At 71.7% G+C, this 21,031-nt stretch carries 22 protein-coding genes; 12 read left to right on the forward strand and 10 right to left on the reverse strand.

The genetic code is table 11. The features are described from left to right. Window positions 1–9 precede the first annotated feature (9 nt). Window positions 10–468, reverse strand: coding sequence for a Clp protease N-terminal domain-containing protein (locus ACIHFD_RS19970; protein WP_350728511.1), 459 nt, complete (start codon window positions 466–468; stop codon window positions 10–12). A gap of 10 nt (window positions 469–478) precedes the next feature. Beyond that, on the reverse strand, window positions 479–682 hold the full coding sequence (locus ACIHFD_RS19975; RefSeq protein ID WP_185071099.1) for a helix-turn-helix domain-containing protein: 204 nt from the start codon (window positions 680–682) through the stop codon (window positions 479–481). A gap of 51 nt (window positions 683–733) precedes the next feature. Between ACIHFD_RS19975 and ACIHFD_RS19980 the strand changes: the two genes are divergently transcribed. After that, complete coding sequence (locus ACIHFD_RS19980; protein WP_397368189.1) at window positions 734–2,179, forward strand: FAD-dependent monooxygenase; 1,446 nt, start codon at window positions 734–736, stop codon at window positions 2,177–2,179. On the opposite strand, the gene ACIHFD_RS19985 is transcribed toward ACIHFD_RS19980, so the two are convergent. Together ACIHFD_RS19985 and ACIHFD_RS19990 are read right to left on the reverse strand one after the other, a co-directional pair. Further along, window positions 2,160–2,807: a response regulator transcription factor gene (locus tag ACIHFD_RS19985; RefSeq protein ID WP_350728509.1), complete on the reverse strand. Its 648-nt coding sequence runs from the start codon at window positions 2,805–2,807 to the stop codon at window positions 2,160–2,162. The two genes, ACIHFD_RS19980 and ACIHFD_RS19985, sit on opposite strands and share 20 nt — an antisense overlap. Further along, window positions 2,804–3,910 carry a sensor histidine kinase gene (locus tag ACIHFD_RS19990; RefSeq protein ID WP_397368190.1) on the reverse strand — a complete coding sequence of 369 codons (1,107 nt, stop codon included), beginning with the start codon at window positions 3,908–3,910 and terminating at the stop codon, window positions 2,804–2,806. Before ACIHFD_RS19990 ends, ACIHFD_RS19985 begins: the two co-directional genes overlap by 4 nt. A 95-nt stretch (window positions 3,911–4,005) precedes the next feature. Here ACIHFD_RS19990 and ggt point away from each other — a divergent pair, with 95 nt between their 5' ends. Next, window positions 4,006–5,727, forward strand: a complete 1,722-nt coding sequence (gene ggt / locus ACIHFD_RS19995; protein ID WP_397368191.1) for a gamma-glutamyltransferase — start codon at window positions 4,006–4,008, stop codon at window positions 5,725–5,727. Here the strand turns inward: ggt and ACIHFD_RS20000 are convergent. Next, on the reverse strand, window positions 5,724–6,554 hold the full coding sequence (locus ACIHFD_RS20000; RefSeq protein WP_397368192.1) for an NAD(P)H-binding protein: 831 nt from the start codon (window positions 6,552–6,554) through the stop codon (window positions 5,724–5,726). The genes ggt and ACIHFD_RS20000 overlap by 4 nt on opposite strands. Window positions 6,555–6,639: 85 nt before the next feature. Between ACIHFD_RS20000 and ACIHFD_RS20005 the strand changes: the two genes are divergently transcribed. The 5 genes from ACIHFD_RS20005 to ACIHFD_RS20025 all read left to right on the forward strand — a co-directional run bounded on the left by ACIHFD_RS20005 (window position 6,640) and on the right by ACIHFD_RS20025 (window position 10,576). Beyond that, complete coding sequence (locus ACIHFD_RS20005) at window positions 6,640–7,608, forward strand: Lrp/AsnC family transcriptional regulator (protein WP_397368193.1); 969 nt, start codon at window positions 6,640–6,642, stop codon at window positions 7,606–7,608. Window positions 7,609–7,703: 95 nt separating this feature from the next. Continuing rightward, on the forward strand, window positions 7,704–7,943 hold the full coding sequence (locus ACIHFD_RS20010; protein ID WP_397368194.1) for a hypothetical protein: 240 nt from the start codon (window positions 7,704–7,706) through the stop codon (window positions 7,941–7,943). A 91-nt stretch (window positions 7,944–8,034) separates the two neighbouring features. Beyond that, window positions 8,035–8,235, forward strand: coding sequence for a hypothetical protein (locus ACIHFD_RS20015; RefSeq protein ID WP_350728503.1), 201 nt, complete (start codon window positions 8,035–8,037; stop codon window positions 8,233–8,235). A gap of 41 nt (window positions 8,236–8,276) precedes the next feature. Next, window positions 8,277–9,134 (forward strand): sulfite exporter TauE/SafE family protein, encoded by an 858-nt coding sequence (locus ACIHFD_RS20020; protein WP_397368195.1) that lies wholly within the window; start codon window positions 8,277–8,279, stop codon window positions 9,132–9,134. A 56-nt stretch (window positions 9,135–9,190) separates the two neighbouring features. Beyond that, on the forward strand, window positions 9,191–10,576 hold the full coding sequence (locus ACIHFD_RS20025; RefSeq protein WP_397368196.1) for a tetratricopeptide repeat protein: 1,386 nt from the start codon (window positions 9,191–9,193) through the stop codon (window positions 10,574–10,576). 25 nt (window positions 10,577–10,601) lie between these two features. Here ACIHFD_RS20025 and ald read toward each other — a convergent pair whose 3' ends face one another. Both ald and ACIHFD_RS20035 read right to left on the reverse strand, forming a co-directional pair. Next, entirely contained in the window at window positions 10,602–11,711 is a 1,110-nt protein-coding gene (gene ald, locus ACIHFD_RS20030; RefSeq protein ID WP_397368197.1) for an alanine dehydrogenase, read from the reverse strand. A 64-nt stretch (window positions 11,712–11,775) separates the two neighbouring features. Next, window positions 11,776–13,158, reverse strand: a complete 1,383-nt coding sequence (locus tag ACIHFD_RS20035) for an aspartate aminotransferase family protein (RefSeq protein WP_350728499.1) — start codon at window positions 13,156–13,158, stop codon at window positions 11,776–11,778. Window positions 13,159–13,421: 263 nt separating this feature from the next. Here ACIHFD_RS20035 and ACIHFD_RS20040 point away from each other — a divergent pair, with 263 nt between their 5' ends. The 3 genes from ACIHFD_RS20040 (at window position 13,422) to ACIHFD_RS20050 (ending at window position 17,988) form a co-directional block, all read left to right on the forward strand. Further along, window positions 13,422–14,777 (forward strand): dipeptidase, encoded by a 1,356-nt coding sequence (locus tag ACIHFD_RS20040; protein ID WP_397368198.1) that lies wholly within the window; start codon window positions 13,422–13,424, stop codon window positions 14,775–14,777. Window positions 14,778–14,915: 138 nt separating this feature from the next. Then, on the forward strand, window positions 14,916–15,554 hold the full coding sequence (locus ACIHFD_RS20045) for a PadR family transcriptional regulator (protein WP_397368199.1): 639 nt from the start codon (window positions 14,916–14,918) through the stop codon (window positions 15,552–15,554). Between the two features lie 49 nt (window positions 15,555–15,603). Next, window positions 15,604–17,988 (forward strand): PEP/pyruvate-binding domain-containing protein, encoded by a 2,385-nt coding sequence (locus tag ACIHFD_RS20050; RefSeq protein ID WP_397368200.1) that lies wholly within the window; start codon window positions 15,604–15,606, stop codon window positions 17,986–17,988. A 96-nt stretch (window positions 17,989–18,084) separates the two neighbouring features. On the opposite strand, the gene ACIHFD_RS20055 is transcribed toward ACIHFD_RS20050, so the two are convergent. Further along, window positions 18,085–18,744: a VC0807 family protein gene (locus ACIHFD_RS20055; protein ID WP_397368201.1), complete on the reverse strand. Its 660-nt coding sequence runs from the start codon at window positions 18,742–18,744 to the stop codon at window positions 18,085–18,087. A gap of 255 nt (window positions 18,745–18,999) precedes the next feature. Here ACIHFD_RS20055 and ACIHFD_RS20060 point away from each other — a divergent pair, with 255 nt between their 5' ends. Continuing rightward, window positions 19,000–19,656, forward strand: coding sequence for a hypothetical protein (locus tag ACIHFD_RS20060; protein ID WP_397368202.1), 657 nt, complete (start codon window positions 19,000–19,002; stop codon window positions 19,654–19,656). Between the two features lie 60 nt (window positions 19,657–19,716). Here the strand turns inward: ACIHFD_RS20060 and ACIHFD_RS20065 are convergent, their stop codons facing one another. Then, window positions 19,717–20,256, reverse strand: a complete 540-nt coding sequence (locus tag ACIHFD_RS20065; protein ID WP_397368203.1) for a TetR/AcrR family transcriptional regulator — start codon at window positions 20,254–20,256, stop codon at window positions 19,717–19,719. A gap of 87 nt (window positions 20,257–20,343) precedes the next feature. Between ACIHFD_RS20065 and ACIHFD_RS20070 the strand changes: the two genes are divergently transcribed. Continuing rightward, window positions 20,344–20,742, forward strand: coding sequence for an ester cyclase (locus tag ACIHFD_RS20070; protein WP_397368204.1), 399 nt, complete (start codon window positions 20,344–20,346; stop codon window positions 20,740–20,742). Here ACIHFD_RS20070 and ACIHFD_RS20075 read toward each other — a convergent pair. After that, window positions 20,736–21,017 (reverse strand): hypothetical protein, encoded by a 282-nt coding sequence (locus ACIHFD_RS20075; protein WP_397368205.1) that lies wholly within the window; start codon window positions 21,015–21,017, stop codon window positions 20,736–20,738. The two genes, ACIHFD_RS20070 and ACIHFD_RS20075, sit on opposite strands and share 7 nt — an antisense overlap. Between the last annotated feature and the right edge of the window lie 14 nt (window positions 21,018–21,031).

Raw genomic sequence — 21,031 nt, forward strand, 5'->3', positions numbered from 1 at the left:
CGCTCCGCATCATGCGCAGCGGCCGCGTACCGCCGCTCGGTCGATGCCGAGGTGGTCGATCAGCCCCGCGACCGGGTCGGGCCGCCCCTGCGCCAGCAGGGCGAACACCAGCTGCCGGGGCGCCTCGACCGCCCTGGTCTTCATCGTCGTGGCCTTGATGGCCTGGTTGATGGTGGCGCGGGCGCTCGACGTCAGCGCGGTGCCGGGCACCTGCGGGTGCTTGCGGGGCGTCCGCGGCAGCAGGTCCCCGACCTCCAGGCCGAGCATGCGCAGCGCCGCCCGGTCGAGCTCGTCGAGCGCGGCCCGCGCGCCCGCCACGTCCACGCCGAGGGCGCGGGCGAGGTCCGCGTCGTGCAGGACGCCGAGCAGCAGGTGCTCGGTGCCCAGCCGCCGGTCGCCCCGCTGCCTGGCCTCGTCGAACGCGGCCTTGACGATCACGCCGAACCGGCTCTTCTCAAAGCCGAACATCGCGAACCCCTCACTTCCCGTATTTGGCGTGCACCGACTGCCGTGACATGCCGAGCGCGTCGCCGATCTGCTCCCAGGTCCAGCCCTGCTCCCTGGCCAGCGCCACCGACACCGCCTCGACCTGCTCGGCCAGCCGGTGCAGCGCGCCCACCGCCCGCAGGCCCAAGGCCGGGTCGTTCGACCTGATCCGTTCGGAGAGCTCTGTTACGTCCACCCTGTCAGGCTAGATTGACAGCCGCCGATTTGTCAATCTAGCCTGACAGGCATGGATGACATGTTGATCGTGGGGGCGGGACCCGTGGGGCTCATGCTCGCGTGCGAGCTGGGCCTGGCGGGAGTCCGCCCGATCGTGCTGGACAAGAGGCCGGAACCGAGCGAGCTGCCCAGGGCCAACGGCCTGGGCGGGCAGATCGTCGACCTGCTCGACCACCGCGGCCTGCTGGAGCGCTTCAGCGCGGGCAGCCCGTTCGCCGGGCGGCCGCCCGGGTTCCCGTTCGGCTCGGTGCCGCTGCGCTTCGCGGGGGCGGCCGACCTGCCGTTACGGCTGCTGATGATCCAGCAGCCGCGGATGGAGCAGCTGCTCGCCGAGCGCGCCAAGGAGCTCGGAGCCGAGATCAGGCGGGGCCGCGAGGTGCTCTCGCTGGCCCAGGACGAGGAGGGGGTGACGCTGGAGCTCGCGGACAGCACGCGGATGCGGGCCCGCTACGTCGTGGGCTGCGACGGCGGGCGCAGCAGCGTACGGCGGGAGGCCGGGATCGGCTTCCCCGGCACGACCGACGACGAGGTGCTGCGCCTCGGGCACTTCGCGACCGGCGCGGACACGGGCGTCTTCGAGGCACTGGAGACCGATGGCCTGGCGCCCGGCTGGAACCGCACCCCGAACGGCCGCCTGCTGCTCACCTCGCTCCAGCACGGCGTGCTGATCGCCGGTGTGCGCGAAAAGGGGGCTCCCGGCGACGGCCCCGTGACGCCGGAGGACTTCCGGGCGGCCGTGCGCCGCGTGCTGGGCCGGGACCTGCCGTTGGGCGACGGAGCTCGGCCGATCTGGCTGTCCAGCACGGTCGCGCAGGCGCGGCTGGCCGAGCGGTACCGGGCGGGGCGGGTGTTCCTGGCCGGGGACGCCGCGCACCTGTTCCCCGCGGGCGGCTCGGCGCTCAACGTCGGCATGACGGACGCGGCCAACCTCGGCTGGAAACTGGCCGCCGCGCTCCTGGGGCGGGCCTCCGACGGGCTCCTGGACACGTACGAGTCCGAGCGGCGGCCGGTCGCCGAGCGCGCCCTCATGCAGACGCGGGCACAGGCGGTGCTCGACCGGCTGGAGGGCGAGGACGGGGCGGCGCTGCGGGAGCTGCTCACCGAGGTGTTCGCCTTCGAGGAGCCGCTGCGGCACGTGGCCGGGCTGCTGCACGACTCCGGCGTCCGGTACGGCCCGGCCGCGCACCCGCTGGTGGGCCGGTTCGTCCCGGATCTGGCGCTGTCCGGCGGGCGGCGGGTGGCCGAGCTCATGCACGAGGGCCGGCCCGTGCTGCTCGACCTGGGCGGCGGCGCGACGCTGGACGACGACTGGATCGACGTGGTCAGGGCCCGCGCCGACGACCCGCCCACCGATGCGCTGCTGATCCGCCCCGACGGCTACGTCGCCTGGGCGGGCACCGAAGGGCTCGCCGAAGCGGCCCAGGAGTGGTTCGGGCTCACAGCCACCCCGGCTTGACCAGGCCCGATTCGTAGGCGATCACCACGAGCTGGGCGCGGTCGCGGGCGTGCAGCTTCATCATGGCGCGGCTCACATGCGTCTTGGCCGTCGCCGGTGACATGAACAGCTTGGCCGCGATCTCGTCGTTCGTCATGCCGGTCCCGACCAGGCCGAGCACCTCGCGTTCGCGCTCGGTGAGCTGGTCGAGGCCGTCGGCGGCGACGGGCTCCTTGGCCCGGGAGGCGTACTCGGCGATCAGCCGGCGCGTCACGCTCGGCGACAGCAGCGCCTCCCCCGCCGCCACCACCCGGACGGCCTGGATCAGCTCGGCCGGCTCGGTGTCCTTGACCAGGAAGCCGCTGGCCCCGCCGCGCAGCGCCTCGAAGACGTACTCGTCCAGCTCGAACGTCGTCAGGATGATGATGTGCGGCCCCTGCGGCATCTGCCGGGTGGCGGTCAGGCCGTCCATGCCGGGCATGCGGATGTCCATCAGCACCACGTCCGGCTGGTGCTCGCCCGCCAGGCGGACCGCCTCGGCGCCGTCGGAGGCCTCGGCCACCACGGTCATGTCCGGCTGGGCGTCGAGCAGCGCCTTGAAGCCCGCCCGGACCAGCGCCTGGTCGTCGGCCAGCAGCACCTTGATCATGAGGTCTCCTCGGGTAGTGGCAGCCGGGCCTCGACCTGGAACCCCGTGCCGGACGGCCCGGCGACCAGCGTGCCGCCCAGCGCGGAGGCCCGCTCGCGCATGCCGGGGATGCCGTTGCCGCTGCCCGCCTCGGACAGCACGGGGGCGGTCGTCGCGCCGGTGTCCGTGACGTGGATGGCCAGCTCCTGCTCGCCGTACTCCAGGCGCACGCTCACCGACGAGCCGGGCGCGTACCTGGCGGCGTTGGTCAGCGACTCCTGCACGATCCGGTACGCGGCCCGCTCCACCTGCGGCGGCAACGGCCGCGAGCCGACGCGTTTGAGCGTCACGTCCATGCCCGAGCGCTCGATCAGGTCGTCGAGGCGGTCGAGCCCGGCCGTGGGGGAACGGGGCGCCCCTTCGCGAAGGACGTTCAGGACCGAGCGCATCTCGCCCAGAACCTCCTTGGACGCCGTCTTGATGGTGGCCAGAGCGGTCTTGGCGTGGTCGGGGTTGTCGTCGATGAGGTGCAGCGCGGTGGACGCCTGCACGTGGATGAGCGAGATGTTGTGCGCGAGCACGTCGTGCAGCTCCTGCGCCATGGTCAGCCGCTCCTCGCTGGCCTGCCGCCTGGACTCCTCCTCGGCGACGCGCTCACGCTCGGCCCGGCGCTCCCTGACGATCCTGACCAGCTCGGCCACGACCATGAGCAGCATGATGAACGTGAGGATCCACACGCTGTGGAAGAGGTCGCGGTTGCCGATCAGCCAGGCGTAGGTGAGGAACGACAGCACCGTCATCCCCGCCATGAACCAGGCCATCGCCCTCTTGCCCCGCGTGACCAGCAGGAACAGCAGGATCGCGGGGCTGATGAAGCTGGGGCCGTAGGCGTACCCGCCGGCCAGGTAGAGGTCGCACGCGCCGAGCGCGGCGGCGGTCGTGAGCAGCGGGAAACGGCGGTGCAGCAGGATCGCCAGCGGCCCGATCAGCAGCAGCCCGTACGCGTAAGGGTCGAGCGGCTCCCTGAGAAACCGCTGCCCCCAGGACGCCCCCTTGGCGATGACGAACTGGGCGGCCGCCACGATGAGGGCGAGATAAGGATCGAATCCGAACTTTCCTCGCACGACCCCTACGCTAGATCAGCGCTCTGACCTGCGCATCATCCCAGCGTGTGAGGGGGGCCTACCGCGACGGGCGTACGTGGGCCATCGTAGGGACCATGCGCCGAGTGATCGTCCCCGCAGCAGCAGTCCTCATCACGCTCGTGTCGGCCCCGCCCGCGCTGGCCGGGCCCCAACAGAAGGTCCCGGTCGCGGAGGGGTACGGCGGCGCCGTCGCCACCGTCGACCTCGATGCCAGCAAGGCCGCCATCGCCGTGCTCAGGAGGGGAGGCAACGCCGTCGACGCCGCCGTCGCCGCGGGCGCGGTGCTGGGCGTCACGGAGCCGTACTCCGCGGGCCTGGCCGGCGGCGGCTTCATGGTGTACTACGACGCCAGGCAGCGCAAGGTCTTCACGATCGACGGCCGTGAGACCGCCCCGCAGGCCATGACCTCGACCACGTTAGAAGGCATCCCGTTCGAGGAGGGCGTCACCAGCGGCCTGTCGGCGGGCATTCCCGGCACGGTCGCGAACTGGGACCTGGCCCTCCGCAAGTTCGGCACGATCTCCCTCAAAGAGGCCCTCCAGCCCGCCATCGACGTGGCTTCCAAGGGCTTCGTCGTCGACCAGACCTTCCACCAGCAGACCGCCGACAACGCGGCCCGGTTCAAGGACATCACCTCCACGGCCAAGCTCTACCTCCCCAACGGCGCCCCGCCGCCCGTCGGCTCGGTGTTCAGGAACCCCGAGCTGGCGGCCACGTACCGCGAGCTCGGCAAGCGCGGCCCCGGCTGGCTGTACGGCGGCCGGCTCGGCCAGGAGATCGTGGCCACCGTCAAGCAGCCGCCGGTCACCCCCGGCAGCACCCGCAACGTCCGGCCGGGCCTGATGGAGCTGTCCGACCTGCGGGCCTACCGCGCGCTCCTGCGCGAGCCCACCAAGATCTCCTACAAGGGCAAGGACGTGTACGGCATGGCGCCCCCGTCCTCCGGCGGCTCGACAGTCGGCGAGGCGCTCAACATCCTTGAGGCTCTTCCTCAGGTGGGCCTGCACGAATACCTGGAGGCGTCCCGGCTGGCCTTCGCCGACCGCGGCAAGTACGTCGGCGACATTCCCGGCGTGCCGCTCAAGGAGCTGCTGTCCGACGGCTTCGCCAAGGAGCGGGCCTGCCTGATCGGCGACCGGGCGACGGCCCACCCGGCGGCCCCCGGCAGCCCGGACGGCTCGTACGAGCCCTGCGCCCAGCCCACCGGCACCGCCACCCCGATCGCGGACGAAGGCCCCGAGACCACCCATCTCGTCATCGCCGACCGCTGGGGCAACGTGATCGCCTACAACCTGACCATCGAGTCCACCGGCGGCAACGGCATCGTGGTGCCCGGACGCGGCGTAATGCTCAACAACGAGCTGACCGACTTCACGTTCGGCCCGGCGCCCGGCGACCCCAACCTGCCCGGCCCCGGCAAGCGTCCCCGCTCGTCGATGTCGCCGACGCTGGTGTTCGAGCACGGCAGGCCGGTGCTGGCGGTCGGCTCGCCGGGCGGCTCGACCATCATCACGACCGTGCTGCAGATCCTGGTCAACCGGTACGAGTTCGGGATGAGCCTGCCGGACGCGCTCGCCGCGCCGCGCGCCACGCAGCGCAACACCGCGCAGACCCAGGCCGAGCAGGCGTTCCTGGACAAGTATCGGACCGAGCTGGAGGCCAAGGGGCACAGCTTCGCGCTCAACCCGGAGATCGGGGCGGCGACGGCGCTGGAGTTCGTCGGCCGGGGCCGGATCCAGGCCGTCGCCGAGCCTGTCCGCCGCGGCGGCGGCAGCGCGCTGGTGGTGGCTCCCTAGAAGTCGCCCACGTGGTCCTTCGCCCACTCGGCGAAGGACCGCGCGGGCCGGCCCGTCACCTCCTCGACCGTGTTCGTCAGGACAGGTGGCGGGCCGTCGAGCATCTGGGCGTAGCCGTCGAGCAGCGCGTCCACGAACGAGTCGGGGAAGGAGTCGTCCGCCAGCAGCCGCTGCCGCTCCTCCTCCCTGGAGAGCTCCTGCCAGCGCAGCGGGCGCCCGAGCGCGTCGCCGAGGATCCGCACCTGGTCGACCTGGGTCAGCACCTGCGGCCCCGTCAGCGCGTAGCGGGCCCCGTCGTGGCCGTCCGTGGTCAGCGCCCGTACGGCCACGGCGGCGATGTCGCGCTCGTGCAGCATCGCCATCGGCACCGCGCCGAACGCGCCGCGCACCACGTCTCCCGAGCGGATCTGGTCGCGCCACCAGAACGCGTTCGCGGCGAACGTGCTGGGCCAGAGCATGGTCCAGGCCAGGCCCGACTGCTCGACGCGCTGTTCGAGCTCGTTGTGCGAAAGGCCGACGGACGAGTCGGGCTGGTCGCGTACCGCGCCCGAGGAGAGCAGGACGACGCGGCGGGCATGTCGCCTGATCGCACCGACCACGGCGGGGGCGAGGTCCGCGGTGTGGAAGGGCCAGATGAGGAAGACCGACTCGACGCCGTCCAAGCACCGGTCGATGGTTTCGTGGTCGCCCTTGACCACCTCGACGGCCGCCGGCAGGGCCGCCCGGGAGGGGTCACGGGTCATGGCGCGTACGGGGTGGCCGGCCTCGACGAGCTGGTTGACGACCTGGCGGCCGACGTTTCCGGTGGCTCCTGTGACGAGAATCATGGGTTCAAGGTTGGCCCGCGGGCCGAAGCTGCCCCAATTTTTCACGATATTCGGTGGCTTTCCTCCAGAGCATTAGCCTGAACGGATGGAATCCGCCGAACTCGACGGCGTGGACCGCGGTCTGGTGCACGCGCTCCAGCTCGACGGCCGCGCCCCCTTCGCCAGGATCGCCGACGTGCTCGGCGTCTCCGAGCAGACCGTCGCCCGCCGCTACCGCAGGCTCACGGCGGCCGGCGTGATCAGGGTGGTGGGCGGCCTCGACGGCGCGCTCCTCGGCTACACGCCGTGGACCATCCGCGTACGCTGCACGCCCGACGCGGGCACCGCCATCGCCGAGGCCCTGGCCAGGAGGCCCGACACGTACTGGGTGCACCTGCTGTCCGGCGGCACCGAGATCTCGTGCTTCGCCCAGTCGCCCGACACGGTCCTGCTGGAGAAGCTGCCCCGGACCAGCCGCGTCCTGTCCATGACCGCGCATTCGCTCCTGCGCGGCTTCGCCCTGCCCGACGGCTGGCAGGGCCTGGCCTGGCTCACCGCGGAGCAGGCCGACCTGCTGCGCCCCGAGCCGCGTACCGGATCGGACGGCATCATCCTCCAGGAAGAGGACCACCGCCTCCTGGACGTGCTGGCCAGGGACGGCCGGGCCGGGTACACGGAGCTGGCCAGGGCCACCGGCTGGTCGGAGGCCACGGCCAAGCGCCGGCTGCGCCAGCTGCGCGGGTCCGGCGCGCTCACCATCCAGCTCGACTACTCCCCCAGGCTGCTCGGCTACCGCGCCGAGGCCCGGCTGTGGATGGCCGTGCGCCCCTCCGAGCTGCTCCACGTGGCCGGGGCCCTCGCGGGCCACCCCGAGATCTCCTTCGCCAGCGTCACCACCGGCCCGACCAACCTCCTCGCCACCGCCATCTGCCGCGACAACGCCGACCTGTACCGCTACCTCACCGAACGGGTGAGCGCCCTGGACGCCGTCCAGACGCTGGAGACCGCCCCCGTCCTCCGGACGGTCAAACGCACCGGCGCACTACCCCCACAGGCGTACGGGCGACCCGCGTGAACACTCCCCCGGGCTGACTCCGAACAGGACCTGACGTGCGATTCGGCCCGCCCCTCCGACCGGCACGCTGAAAGGCATCACGTCAAGGAGGAGACATGCACAGCTTCTGGCCGATCATCCCGTTCTTCTGGGGCCTGTTCTGGGTCGCCGTCGTCGCGCTGGCCATCACGGCCCGGCACAAGGGCTGGTGGGGGCCGCGCCACGCGCACGTCGCGGCTGCCGCGTCGCCCACCGCCGCGGCGGAGCGGATCCTCGCCGAGCGGTACGCCCGCGGCGAGATGGGCGAGGACGAGTACTTCGAGAAGGTGTCCGTTCTCAAGGGCTGGACATCCTAAACATCACTAAGGGTGCAATTACTGTCACTGGCCGCATTCAGGGACCGGCGTTACGGTTCGTGTACCGGATACATAGAGAGCGGGGACAGGTATGCGATCCGTCGCCAGGTTCTGCGGCCAGTGCAGCTGCGGGTGCCCCGAGCTGTTCGTGGACGAAACGGCGCCCGTCGAGCGCCAGGTGGTCATCACCGACGACTTCGGGCAGCGCGTGGAGATGAGCCTCGACCAGTTCGGCTCGATCGTCGAGGCCGCCAAGAGCGGGTCTCTGGACAGTCTGGCGCTCGCCCGCTGAGCGCCGTCACCCTGCTGGCCGGCGGAGTCGCCGCCGGGCTGGTGGCGGGGACGGCCTCGTGCACCGCGGCGCAGGGCAGCCTGCTCATGGGCCTGGTCGATCACTGCCACGGGCGCGATCCCGCGCTGGTCGGCTGGTTCCTGGCGGGGCGGCTGGTCTCGTACACCACGGCCGGAGCGCTGCTCGGGCTGCTCGGCTCGGCCGTCAGCCTCCCGCCCGCGGCCCGCGCGGTGCTGCTCGTCACGGCCGGGCTCACGGTGATCGTCTTCGCGGTCCGGCTGATGCGGCGCGGTCAGTGCGCGGCCAAGCCCGAGGCCGGCGCCCCCTCGCGCTACAAGGCGCCGATGCTGGGCGCGGCCACCATCCTGGTGCCCTGCGGCGTGACCCTCGGCATGGAGATGATCGCGATCTCCAGCGGCTCCCCGGTGGCGGGGGCGGCGGCCATGGCGGGGTTCGTGCTCGGCACCGCTCCGGCGTTCGCGCTGCTCGGGTACGTGCTGCGGCGCGTCTCGCGCACCCGGCTGGCCCGGCTCGCCGCGGTCGTGGCCGTCGCCGCCGGGCTCTGGACCGTCGGCGCCGGGCTCACCCTGGGCGGCTGGATCGGCGGCACCCCGCCGGCCGCGTCCAGGCCCCTGCCCGCCACGGCGGGCTCCGGCGAGCAGATCGTGACGGTCTGGGCGACCCGCGAGGGCTACCGGCCGGCCGTCGTGGCGGCCCGCGCCGGAGCGCCGGTCGAGGTGGTGTTCAAGCTGGTCGACCGGGGGTGCACCGGCACGGTCACGATCGGCGGGCGCGACGTCGCGCTGCCGGCCACCGTACGCCTGCCGCCGCAGCCGAAGGGCGCGCTGCGGTACGTGTGCGGGATGGGCATGTACACGGGCTTCATCGACTTCTCGTGACGCCATGTCGGCGATTACCGTTCGTGATCACGCGATCACGTGCCACGCTGGTCGCCATGGCCTGGCAAGGAGAGGTCGCGGCGCCGTCCATACCGGCGCCGCGCGTGGGAGACGAGCCCGAGCTGCTGGCCGCCGCGGGAGCCGGCGACGCGCAGGCCGCGCACCGGCTCGGCAAGCTCTATGCCCAGCACGGCGACCGCGCGGCCGCCAAGCACTGGTGGGAGCGGGCGGCCGAGGGCGGCAACCTGGACAGTGCGTACAACCTGGGTGTCTGGCACGAGATGCACGGCAGCCTGGTGGATGCCGTCGGCTGGTACGAGCTCGCGGCCGGCGCCGGCGACGCCGAGGCGGCGAGCAACCTGGCGACGCTCCTGCTGGAGCAGCGCGGAGACCCCGACAGGGCCCGGCGCTGGTACGAGGTCGCCGCCCACGGCGGCTCCAGCACCGCGGCCCGCAGGCTGGCGCTAATGTGCGAGGACGCGGGCGAGCTGGCGGCGGCCCGCGAGTGGCACCGCACGGCGGCCGCGGAAGGCGACATGGCCTCGGCGCACGACCTGGGCTTCCTGGCCTACGCGACGGGCGACGACGAGGAGACCGTGCGCTGGTGGGAGTACGCGGCCAGGGGCGGCCACCCGGACTCGGCGTACTGCATGGGCCTCTACCTGCACGCCAGCCGCGACCCCGAGGGCGCGGAGGCCTACTACCGGCTGGCCGCCAAGAGCGAGCACCCGGGCGCCGCCTCCCAGCTCGGCGAGATCGCGCTGTCCATGGGCGACCTGCGGATCGCCCGCGCCTGGTTCGAGCAGGCCGCCGGCGCCGGGCGCGGCTACGACCAGCGGATGGCCGGGTTCGTCTGCGTCGAGCTGAGGGACTGCGCGGCGGCCAGCCACTGGTTCGGCCGGGCGGCGGCCGGCGGGGACGCCGAGGCGGCCTTCAACTACGGCCTGCTGCTGATCGCCGAGTTCGGCGACCTGGCGGGCGGGCAGCACTGGTTCCGGCAGGCGGCGCGGGCCGGGCACCGCGGGGCCGCCGTCGAGCTGGGCGGGCTGCTGTCGGTGGCCGGTGAGCTGGGCGAGGCCCAGGAATGGCTGTCCGATCCGCCGCCGCCCACATGGGGGCGGCACGCCGAACCGGAGCTGGCCGCCAGGGCCGAGCTGGCCGCGGCGGCCACCGGCCGCAGGGGCGGCGCCGCGCTGGACGTAGGCGACCTGACCGAGGTGCTCGGCACGTGGGATCTGGTGACCCGGCCGCTGCACGACCACTCCGACGTGATCGGGTGGCTGGTGGGGCGCAGCGGGCTGCACCCGAGCGCGATCGAGCACCTGGCGTCGGTGCGCGGCACGCTGCTGCGTCCCGGGACCGCGCCGTGGCCGAGCTGCGGCGAGATCGAGTACGTGCTGGCCACGGCCCGCGACCTGCGCAAGCGCCTGGGCGTGCGCTGATCGGCGCACGCCCGGGCGCTCCTCGTCACACCAGTTCGGTCACCGGGGTGAACGGCAGGCCGAGCGCCTCGGCCACCGGCCCGTTGGTGAGCAGGCCGTCGTGCGTGTTGAGCCCGCCTGCGAGGCCGGCGTCCGTCCTGAGCGCCTCGCGCCAGCCCAGGTCGGCCAGCTTGACCGCGTACGGGAGGGTCGCGTTCGTCAGGGCGTACGTGGAGGTGTTGGCCACGGAGCCCGGCATGTTGGCCACGCAGTAGAAGACCGACTCGTGCACCTTGTACGTCGGCTCGGCGTGCGTGGTCGGGCGCGAGTCCTCGAAGCAGCCGCCCTGGTCGATGGCGATGTCGACGAGAACGGAGCCCGGCTTCATGCGCGAGACCAGGTCGTTGGAGACCAGCGTCGGGGCCTTGGCGCCGGGGATCAGCACCGCGCCGATGACCAGGTCGGCCTGCAGGACCTCCTGCTCGATCGCGTACGACGTCGAGACCAGCGTCTTGAGCCGGCCCTGGTAGATGGCGTCGATGAAGCGCAGGCGGTCGATGTTCGTGTCGAGCACGGTGACGTCGGCGCCCATGCCGACGGCGATCTGCGCGGCGTTGAGTCCGGACACGCCACCGCCGATCACGACCACCTTGGCCGGGGCGACACCGGGCACCCCGCCCGGCAGGATGCCGCGGCCGCCGTTGAAGCGCATCAGGTTGTAGGCGCCCACCTGCGGCGCGAGGCGGCCGGCGACCTCGGACATCGGGGCGAGCAGCGGCAGCGCGTTGCCCACCTGGACGGTCTCGTACGCGATGCCGGTCGTCCTGGCCTTCAGCAGCGCGTCCGTGCAGGGGCGCGAGGCGGCCAGGTGCAGGTACGTGAAGAGCACGAGGCCCTCACGCAGCCGGTGGTACTCCTCGGCGATGGGCTCCTTGACCTTGAGCACCATCTCCGCTTCGCCCCATACGGCGTCGGCACCGTCGAGGATCTTCGCCCCCGCCGAGAGATATTCCTCGTCCGGGATGTGCGAGCCCAGGCCCGCACCCCGCTGGACCAGGACGTCGTGGCCGTGGCGCACCAGCTCGTGAACTCCGGCGGGCGTGGCGGCGACGCGATATTCGTGGTTCTTGACCTCGGCAGGGACGCCGATCTTCATGGTTGATCCTTTCGCGAAACCGGCACGCCGTCGTACCGGACTGAGGGGTGGTTCTGTCGGGCCTCTACAGACGCGTCCACGCTTCGGTGAGCACGCCACGGAGTATCGACCCGATCTCGGCGAACTCCTCGGGCCCCGCGATCAGCGGGGGCGCCAGCTGGATGACCGGATCGCCGCGGTCGTCGGCGCGGCAGTAGAGGCCCGCGTCGAACAGCGCCTTGGACAGGAAGCCGCGCAGCAGCCGCTCCGACTCGTCGGCGGAGAACGTCTCCTTGGTGGCCTTGTCCTTGACCAGCTCGATGCCCCAGAAGTAGCCCGAGCCGCGCACGTCGCCGACGATCGGCAGATCGCGCAGGCCGTCGAGGGTCTCCTTGAACAGCGGCTCGTTCCTGGAGACGTGGCCGAGCAGGTCCTCGCGCTCGAAGATGTCGAGGTTGGCCAGCGCCACGGCCGACGATACCGGGTGGCCGCCGAAGGTGTAGCCGTGCGCGAACATGGCGTCGCCGCCCTTGAACGGCTCGAACAGCCGCTCGTGCGCGATCATGGCGCCGATGGGCGAGTAGCCGCTGGTCATGCCCTTGGCGCAGGTGATGATGTCCGGCACGTAGTCGAACTTCTGGCCGCCGAACATCGTGCCGAGCCGGCCGAAGGCGCAGATGACCTCGTCGGAGACGAGCAGCACGTCGTACTCGTCGCAGATCTCGCGCAGGCGCTGCCAGTAGCCGGGAGGGGGCGGGAAGCAGCCGCCGGCGTTCTGGACGGGCTCGGCGAAGACGGCGGCGACGGTGTCGGGGCCCTCCATCTCGATGGCGCGGGCCACGCGCTCGGCCGCCCAGATGCCGTACTCCTCGGGCGTCATGCCCTTGACGCCGGTGATCTCGTCGGCGCGGTAGTGGTTGGTGTTGGGGACCCGGACCGAGCCGGGCACCAGCGGCTCGAACATCTGCTTGAACGCGGGGATGCCGGTGATCGACAGCGCGCCCTGCGGGGTGCCGTGGTAGGCGATCTGGCGGCTGATGACCTTGTGCTTGAGCGGCTTGCCGATGAGCTTGTAGTACTGCTTGGCCAGCTTCCAGGCGGTCTCGACCGCCTCACCGCCGCCGGTGGTGAAGAAGACGCGGTTGAGCTCGCCGGGCGTGTACGAGGCCAGCCGCTGGGCCAGCTCGGCGGCCTTCGGGTGGGCGTAGGACCACAGCGGGAAGAACGCCAGCTCCTGAGCCTGCTTGGCGGCGGCCTCGGCCAGCTCCTGGCGTCCGTGGCCGACCTGGACCACGAAGAGTCCGGCCAGTCCGTCGAGGTAGCGCTTGCCGTGGATGTCGTAGACGTAGGACCCCTCACCGCGCACGATGGTCGGGATCTCGGACTGCTGATAGGCGCTGTGCCTGGTGAAGTGCAACCACAGGTTGTCCTGCGCGGCCTTCAGGACGTCGTTTTCCGGCTGCGTCATGGTTATCTTCCCTCGTGTCTCAACTCCCCACAGTCTGCATGCCCACCTGGGGATTTGCCAAGCGAATCGGTCGTAGCAATATGCAAGAAAATCGGTATCCGCAGATCGACTATGTAACGGCGACGAAATCCGCATGTAGATTGGCGCGCGGGTCACCAGCGCCGCTTTGGCGTTCTCGCACGTGGAACGTTGTGTGATCCAATGAGACCAACATGTTGAGACCAGCCAGAACCTTCTGATAACGACCCCCGGGGGACCCTTCCGTGACTCCTGACCAGATTGAGAGCGCCGTCGCCGCCGCGATGCCCCAGGCCGTCGAGGAGCTGAGGCGGCTGGCCGCCATACCCTCCGTGGCCTTCCCCGGGCATCCGGAGGAGCCGGTCTTCGCCGCCGCCGCGATGACGGAGGAGCTGCTGCGCTCCGTGGGCCTGCCGCGTGTCCAGCAGGTGCCGGTCGAGGGCAGCTTCCCGGCGATCTTCGGCGAGGCCCCCGCGCCGCCCGGCGCTCCCACGGTCCTGCTGTACGCGCACTACGACGTGCAGCCCGCGGGCGACCCGGCCGCGTGGCGCACTCCGCCGTTCGAGCCGACCTTGATCGACGGCAAGCTGTACGGGCGGGGCTGCGCGGACGACAAGTCCGGCATCCTCTCCCACATCACCGCCCTGCGCGCCTTCCAGGGCCGCTTCCCCGTGGGCATCAAGGTCATCATCGAGGGCCAGGAGGAGTACGCGGGCGAGCGCCTGGAGGCGTTCGTCGAGCGCAACCCCGACCTGCTGCGGGCCGACGCCATCGTGGTGGCCGACACCGGCAACCCGCGGGTCGGCGACCCGGCGGTCACGACCTCGCTGCGCGGCATGGCGGCGTTCACCATCGAGGCGCGCACGCTGCGGGAGCCGGTGCACAGCGGCTCGTTCGGCGGCGCGGCCCCCGACGCGCTGGCCGCCCTCATGCGCATGCTTACCTCGCTGCACGACGACAACGGCGACATCCGCGTGCCCGGCCTGCCGCGCGGCACCTTCCTCGGGCAGGGGCCGTCGGAGGAGGAGTTCAGGAAGACGGCCGGCGTCCTCGACGGCGTCTCGCTGGTGGGCTCGGGCTCGCTGGCCGACCGGCTCTGGGCGTCGTACGCGATCACGGTGACGGGCCTGGACGTGCCGACGGTCTCGGGCGCGGTGAACGCGGTCCAGCCCGCCGCGCGGGCCCGCGTGACCGTCCGCGTCCCCCCGGCGGGCGACCCGAAGGCGACGGTGAACGCCGTGGTCGAGTTCCTGCGCAAGGTGGCGCCGTGGGGGGTCCAGGTGTCGTTCACGGACCTGACGGTGGGCTCGGGCTTCCAGGCGGACTCGGGCGGCAAGGCCCGCGCCGCCCTCAACCGGGCCATGGAGCGCGCCTTCGGCCGCCCGCCCAGGGACGTGGGCGCCGGAGGCTCGATCCCCCTGGTCAACACGCTCCTGAAGCAGTTCCCCGCGGCGGAGATCCTGCTGTTCGGGGCGGAGGACGAGGACGCGGCCATCCACGCGCCCAACGAGCGGGTGGACCTTGAGGAGCTACGGCGGGTGGCGACGACGGAGGCCCTGTTCCTCCACGAGCTCAGCCTCCCCACCGCGCTCGGGGTGTAGTGACAAGTTGAGGGGCCCCCACCCTGGTGGGGGCCCCTCGGCAGTTCAGGACGGCGCTCAGGCGAGCGTACTGACACTGATGGCCTTCGATAGATCACTCAGCTATAATGTCAACTGACAATAATGAGTGGAGGCGCTGTGACAGAGCAGGACGCAGGGCGGCAACGGCTGGTCGATCTCACCGTGCTCGCCCTGCTCTCCGAGGCGCCTCGGCACGCCTACGACATGAACACGCAGATCCAGCTGCGCAGGAAGACGTTCGTCTCCGGTCTCCCCCGCAGCCTTTACCGCGCCGTCGACCGCCTGCACAAGACCGGGCTCATCGAGCCCGCGGAGACCACCCGGGTCGGCAACCGGCCCGAGCGCACGGTCTACCGCCTGACCGACGACGGCCGCAGGGAGTTCTTCCTGCGGCTGAGCAACCTGCTCTCCACCCCCGGCGGCGAGCACGGCGGGTTTTCGGCGGCCATGTCGTTCATCGCCCATCTCGACCCGAACAGCGCCGCGGAAACCCTCCGGCTGCGGGCCGTCACGCTGGAAGGGCGCATCGCCAGGCTCGCCGCCGAGGCGGAGCTGGCCGCGCATCACGTCCAGCGTGTCTCCCTGCTCGAGTCCGAGCATCTGCTGACCGTCTCGCGCGCCGAGCTGGACTGGATCCGCGGGGTCATCGCCGACCTGCGGTCCGGGGAGCTGGCGTGGGACCTCAGCAAGATGATCAAAGAGGCGGAAGGCCAGAGCGCGCCCCGTGACCATCTCAGCGTGGTCAAGGAGGCATGAGCCGAGGTCCGCAGGCGTTCGCACACCTCTCGAAGGAGTCGCGTCGTTGATGCCCGTCTTACCGCTCACCGCTGTCGGCCTGCGATCAACCGACCGTGTCGGGCGCAAGGCCGCCGTCCTCGGCGACCTGATGGCCGCCGGATTCCCTGTCCCCGACGGCCATGTGGTCACAGCCGACGCCCTTGGCCAGGCGCTGCGCGCCAACGGACTGGATGATCACGCCTCCTCCGACCAGGTGCGGGAGGCCGCCCTGCCGGAGGACCTGTCCGAGGCCTTGAGGAGGGTGGCCGCGGAGTACGGCGACGTGCCGCTCGCCGTACGTTCGTCCGCGACCGCCGAGGATCTGGGCGACAGGTCCTTCGCCGGCCAGTACGAGTCGATCCTCGGCGTCGTGGGCGCCGAGGCGCTGATCGAGGCCGTCTCGGCCGGCTGGAGCTCCGCGTTCACCGCGCGGGTCGACGTCTACCAGCGAGCACGCGGGCTCGGTGGCAGCCGCAGGATGGCCGTGCTGATCCAGCGGATGGTGCCCGCGGCGGCGGCCGGGGTCGCCTTCAGCGCCAACCCGGTGACAGGAGCCCGGGACGAGGTCGTCATCAGCGCCGTGGCCGGACTCGGCGACGCGCTCGTGTCCGGCGCGGTCACCCCGGACGAGTGGTCGGTCCGGGGCGACGCGGCCACCTGCGTCTCGGCCGCCGGCGAAGCCATCGACGCCGCCCTCGCCGTGCAGGTGGCCGAGCTCGCGCGCAGGGCGGCGGGGCACTACGGCGAGCCGCAGGACATCGAGTGGGCGACGGACGGGGACATGCTGTGGCTGCTCCAGTCGCGGCCGATCACCGCGCTGCCGGAGCCGGCGCCCGAGCCCGTGCCCATCCCCGTCGAGGTGCCGGACGGGCTGTGGAGCCGGGTCTCCCACTGGTCCACGCCGATCTCGCCCTTGCAGCGCTCGCTCGCCCTGCCCGTGCTCAACGCGAGCACCGGGCAGATGCTCGCCTACGGCCTGGCGGAACGCATCGAGTTTCGCGAGATCGGCGGATGGGTGTACATCAGCTTCACCGTGCCGACGCGGCCGGAGGCCATCGAGGCGAAGCTGCGCGAGATCGCCCGCAAGGCCGAACGGGACGAGCCCGGCTCGATCATCGCGGAGTGGTACGAGAGCCGGCAGCCCGACCTGGATCTCCGGCTCTCCGGCCTGCGCGGGTGCGCGCTCGCCGAGATGGGTGACGACGAGCTGATCGACCACGTACGCCAGGCCCGCACCCTGGCCGCCGAGGCCCAGGAGCTGCACTTCCGCACCGCGGGGGCGGCGCAGTTCGTCTGGGGGGAGTTCGGCCTGGCATGCGAGCGGCTGCTCGGCTGGACACCGGTCCAGGTGCTCCAACTGCTGGTCGGGCTGCCGGGCAAGACCACCGAGCCGACCTTCCGCCTGTCCGAGCTCGCGCGGCTGGCCGCCGGGCTGCCCGACGACGGCTGGAGCGCGGACCTGGCCTTCGCCAAGGCCTTCGACCGATACCTGCACGAGTACGGCCACCGTACGCTGGGCGCCGATCTCACCCAGCCGACGCTGGCCGAGCAGCCCGAGCTGGTCACGCGGCTGATCCGTGACCAGCTCGCCACGGGCTACGACCCGCGGGCGGAGATGTCGCACCAGCAGGCCTCGCGCGACGCGGCGCTGGCCGAGGCGCGAGCCCGGCCGGCGGGCGGGACCGAGCAGTTCGACCGGTTGCTCGGCCGCGCCCAGCGGGCCTACCCGATCCGCGACGACGGCGCCTACTACGCCAACGCGGCCTGGGCGATGGTCCGGCGCGGCATGCTGGAGCTGGGCCGCCGGCTCGCGGCGCGGGGCCTGCTCGACACCGGTGACCACGTGTTCTTCCTCGAATGGGACGAGGCCATCGCGGTGCTGAAGGCGGGCTCCCCGGTGGGCGAGCTCGTCACCCGCCGCAGAGGCATGCGTGCGTGGGCCGAGCAGCACCCCGGCCCGCCCGTCCATGGCGCGTTCCCCGTGGGGGCGGGCGACGGGCAACCGCACCTGACCGAGGAGCTTCGGCATGCGTCCGAGGTCGCGGGGTGGGTGTGGCAGGCGACCCGCACGGACAACGTGCCGGTCGGCGGCCAGGACGGGCTGCGTGGCATCGGCGCCTCGCCTGGCCGCTACACCGGGGTGGTCCGCGTGATCACCTCCGAAGCGGAGTTCGGCAGGCTGCGCCTGGGCGACGTGTTGGTCTGCCCCGAGACCACCCCGCAGTGGGCCGTGCTCTTCCCCAGCGTGGGCGCGCTGGTCACGGACACGGGAGGGTTGCTGTCACATCCGGCGATCATCGCGCGCGAGTACCGCGTCCCCGCGGTGCTGGCCACGCGCGAGGCCACCGTACGGCTGCGCGACGGCGAGACCGTCACCGTGGACGGCAACGCCGGGACGGTCGAAAGGAGTTAGCGGCATGCGTGTCGGCGGGGTACGACGTCGACCTGGCCGCGGCTGCCCGTGGAGGTCCTGCGGAGGTCGGCGGTCTGGATGGCGGGTGCCGCGACGCTAGTCATCCCCGCTCGACCGCAATGCTCGCCGTACGCGACGCATGTAGATCCCGGACGATACGGCGAGCAGTACCAGGATGCCGACGAGGACCACGGTCGCCCGGGAGAAGGCGAGGTCCGGGGGAAGAGCGAGGACGAAGGTGATCCGCGCCGCCGCCTCGACCAGCAGGCCGACGGCCCAGTACACGGTCATGACGTAGACGGCGCGACGGAACTGCGGCACCTGCCAGCGGCGTGCGAAGAACGCCTCGGCCTCGGGGGTGCCGCCGACCTTACGCATGAACAGGTAGATCATCGGACGGCGGACGGCCACGGAGCCGAGCAGGATCAGGCCGAACCCTCCGCTGAAGACGGCCTCCCTGGCCACGGCGATGCCCGGCCTGCCGGTGATGAGCGCGGCGCAGATGCCGAAGCTCAGGACGAGCAGGACGAGGACCGCCAGTCCGTCCACTCGCCGGGTCCGCGCCAACTGCACGGCGAACCGTACGAGCGGCACGACCGCGGCCACGATGAGCGCGTTGATCAGGCTCCAGCCGAGGACGTTGTGCCCGACCGCGTAGATCGCGTACGGGACCACGGCATCGACGACGATCGCCGGTAACAGGGATCGGATGAGCCTGCGGGGATCCGGCCGTACCGATGGCGGAGTGTGGTTCATGGGACTCTTTCGGTAGATGTCACTTATCTATAGTGTCACTTGTCATTATAGTCGGCCGTCCATATCAGGAAGGGGGGGTCGAGCGGGCTACCAGCGATCGACGAGCCACCGGAGCGACGTGATGAGCAGGGAACACGCGATCAAGGTCTTCGAGGAACCCGTTGCCGGCGTCCGCGCCGAGCTGCCGGACGATCGAGCGCTCGGCTACGACGTCCGCGACGGCCGGGAGCCGCTGTCACCTCTAAGATCCGTTCCATGCGTTCCGCGATCTTAGGCGGCCTCGCCGCCTCTTTCCTGCTGGTCGCCACGGCTCCCGCCGTGGCCGCCGCCCCCGCCAAGCCGCTGACCCCGGATCAGTTGAGCGAGGCCCTGATCACGCCCGGCGACCTGGGCGAGCAGTACACGGAGAACCCGAAGCACATCCGTGAGGCGCTGGACTCCGAGTCGGCGCACACGAAGAAGTGCCGGAGCGCCATCAAGGCGCTGAAGCCCATTCTCACGAGCAAGGCGGCGGCCTTCATCGACGAGGAGGGCAAGCCGTCCGGCGTCAAGCAGTTCCTGATCAGCGGGACTCCCGCGCGGCTGGCCCGCTGGGAGCCCGTGGGCAAGGTCATGGTCCGCGACTGCGCCGGGGTCAAGGCGAACTCCGGCTCCTCCAAGGCCGGCATCACCAAGCTCTCCATCGGCAAGTTCGGCACCTGGACCTACGGGATCAGGCACCGCAAGACGATCCCCGCCCTGAACTCCAAGCCGAGTTTCGCGGCGGACGTCGTGCTCATCGGGACCGGGAACAGCGTCATGCTGCTGGTGAGCGACGGGTTCTTCGGGACGTTCGACCCGGGCCTGAGCAAGCGGGCGGCGAAGGTGGCCATGCGGAAGCTGCAGGACGTCCAGGCGACCGCCGCCGAGTAGAGAAGGATGGTTCCGGCGTGTCGGGGGCGCCGGGTTCAGCCGATCACCGTAGCCGGTCGATCAGCGTGACCAGTCGATCAGCGCCAGGAGGCGGTCGGACTGGGCGCGGTCCGCGGCGGTCAGGGCGATGCCTCTGACCAGGGTCAGCAGGTCGCGTACGTCGAGATCCGCCCGTACGGCGCCGGCCCGCTTGGCCGCGTCCAGCAGGCCCGAGGCCGTGGCGAGCATGGACGCGTGCCACTGCGCCACCAGCGCGGTGGCGCCGCTGTCGCCGGTGACCGCCAGGGCCAGGTCGCGCTTGGAGGCGATGTGGTCCATGAAGAGCCGCAGCCATTCGTGCAGCGCCTGCGCCGGCGACCCGGCGGCCGACAGGGTCTGGCCGCGGGCGCACAGCTGGGCGACCTCGTCCGCGTAGACGGCGACCAGCAGATCCGTACGGGTGGGGAAATGTCGGTACATGGTGGCGTTGCCGACCCCGGCCCGGCGGGCCACGTCGTCGAGCGGCGCGTCGGTGCCGCGTTCGGCGAAGACCTGCGCGGCCGCGGCCAGCAGCCGGTCGTGGTTGCGCTGCGCATCCGCCCGGCGAGGACGCGATCCCATCCGTCTCCTTGCTAAGTGGGGAACTCCCCATCTAGTCTAGTCACGCCAACTAAACGGGGAGTTCCCCACTTAATGCGGGAGGCAGGCATGGCAGCGACGGCCGGTGAAGTGCATCGGAGCATCGTCGAGCTCTACGGGGCCGGGCGGATCGACGAGGGGCTGGCGCTCGTCGATCCCGGCGTGATCGACCACCGAGGCGGTTCGGACGGCGACCACCACGGGCTGGCGGCGTGGAGGGAGAAGTGGGAACGGGCCCTGTCCGGCGGGACGGGCTTTCATGACATGTCCGTCACGGTGGAGCAGAACATCTCCACCGATGACCTGTCGACCAACGTCTACCTCAGCCGCGGCACGCACACCGCCTCGGGGCGTCGCTACGAGGTGCGGGGAATGGACATGATCCGCGTCCGGGACGGCAGGATCGTCGAGCACTGGGCCATCAGGGACTCGGTGGCCATGCGCCATCAGCTCGGCCCGGATCAGTGATACCGGTGCACCAGCCGCAGGCCCGCCTCCACCAGCACCCAGCCCAGGCGCACCTCCACGGCGCGGACCACCGAACCGCCCGGGCGACGGCGCTCCACACTGGGCCGCAGCTCACCCACCTGAGCTCGCCGCCGCATGTCGGCCCCCAGCCCACCCACCCGGGCCCGCCGCCGCATGGCGGCCCTCAGCTCGCCCGCGCGGGCGTGCCGCCGCGCGTCGGCTCTCAGCTCACGGGCTCGCGCCCGCTCCACGAACAGATACAACTCCGGATACATCACACCCTCCTCGG

Source organism: Nonomuraea sp. NPDC051941 (assembly GCF_044593615.1).

What these genes read in the sequence shown, in the direction of transcription:
- ACIHFD_RS19970 (WP_350728511.1), bottom strand. Translation starts at nt 468, where the DNA reads ATGTTCGGCTTTGAGAAGAGCCGGTTCGGCGTGATCGTCAAGGCCGCG.
- ACIHFD_RS19980 (WP_397368189.1), top strand. Translation starts at nt 734, where the DNA reads ATGGATGACATGTTGATCGTGGGGGCGGGACCCGTGGGGCTCATGCTC.
- ACIHFD_RS19985 (WP_350728509.1), bottom strand. Translation starts at nt 2,807, where the DNA reads ATGATCAAGGTGCTGCTGGCCGACGACCAGGCGCTGGTCCGGGCGGGC.
- ggt (WP_397368191.1), top strand. Translation starts at nt 4,006, where the DNA reads ATGCGCCGAGTGATCGTCCCCGCAGCAGCAGTCCTCATCACGCTCGTG.
- ACIHFD_RS20000 (WP_397368192.1), bottom strand. Translation starts at nt 6,554, where the DNA reads ATGATTCTCGTCACAGGAGCCACCGGAAACGTCGGCCGCCAGGTCGTC.
- ACIHFD_RS20005 (WP_397368193.1), top strand. Translation starts at nt 6,640, where the DNA reads ATGGAATCCGCCGAACTCGACGGCGTGGACCGCGGTCTGGTGCACGCG.
- ACIHFD_RS20010 (WP_397368194.1), top strand. Translation starts at nt 7,704, where the DNA reads ATGCACAGCTTCTGGCCGATCATCCCGTTCTTCTGGGGCCTGTTCTGG.
- ACIHFD_RS20015 (WP_350728503.1), top strand. Translation starts at nt 8,035, where the DNA reads ATGCGATCCGTCGCCAGGTTCTGCGGCCAGTGCAGCTGCGGGTGCCCC.
- ACIHFD_RS20025 (WP_397368196.1), top strand. Translation starts at nt 9,191, where the DNA reads ATGGCCTGGCAAGGAGAGGTCGCGGCGCCGTCCATACCGGCGCCGCGC.
- ald (WP_397368197.1), bottom strand. Translation starts at nt 11,711, where the DNA reads ATGAAGATCGGCGTCCCTGCCGAGGTCAAGAACCACGAATATCGCGTC.
- ACIHFD_RS20035 (WP_350728499.1), bottom strand. Translation starts at nt 13,158, where the DNA reads ATGACGCAGCCGGAAAACGACGTCCTGAAGGCCGCGCAGGACAACCTG.
- ACIHFD_RS20050 (WP_397368200.1), top strand. Translation starts at nt 15,604, where the DNA reads ATGCCCGTCTTACCGCTCACCGCTGTCGGCCTGCGATCAACCGACCGT.
- ACIHFD_RS20055 (WP_397368201.1), bottom strand. Translation starts at nt 18,744, where the DNA reads ATGAACCACACTCCGCCATCGGTACGGCCGGATCCCCGCAGGCTCATC.
- ACIHFD_RS20060 (WP_397368202.1), top strand. Translation starts at nt 19,000, where the DNA reads ATGCGTTCCGCGATCTTAGGCGGCCTCGCCGCCTCTTTCCTGCTGGTC.
- ACIHFD_RS20065 (WP_397368203.1), bottom strand. Translation starts at nt 20,256, where the DNA reads ATGGGATCGCGTCCTCGCCGGGCGGATGCGCAGCGCAACCACGACCGG.
- ACIHFD_RS20070 (WP_397368204.1), top strand. Translation starts at nt 20,344, where the DNA reads ATGGCAGCGACGGCCGGTGAAGTGCATCGGAGCATCGTCGAGCTCTAC.
- ACIHFD_RS20075 (WP_397368205.1), bottom strand. Translation starts at nt 21,017, where the DNA reads ATGTATCCGGAGTTGTATCTGTTCGTGGAGCGGGCGCGAGCCCGTGAG.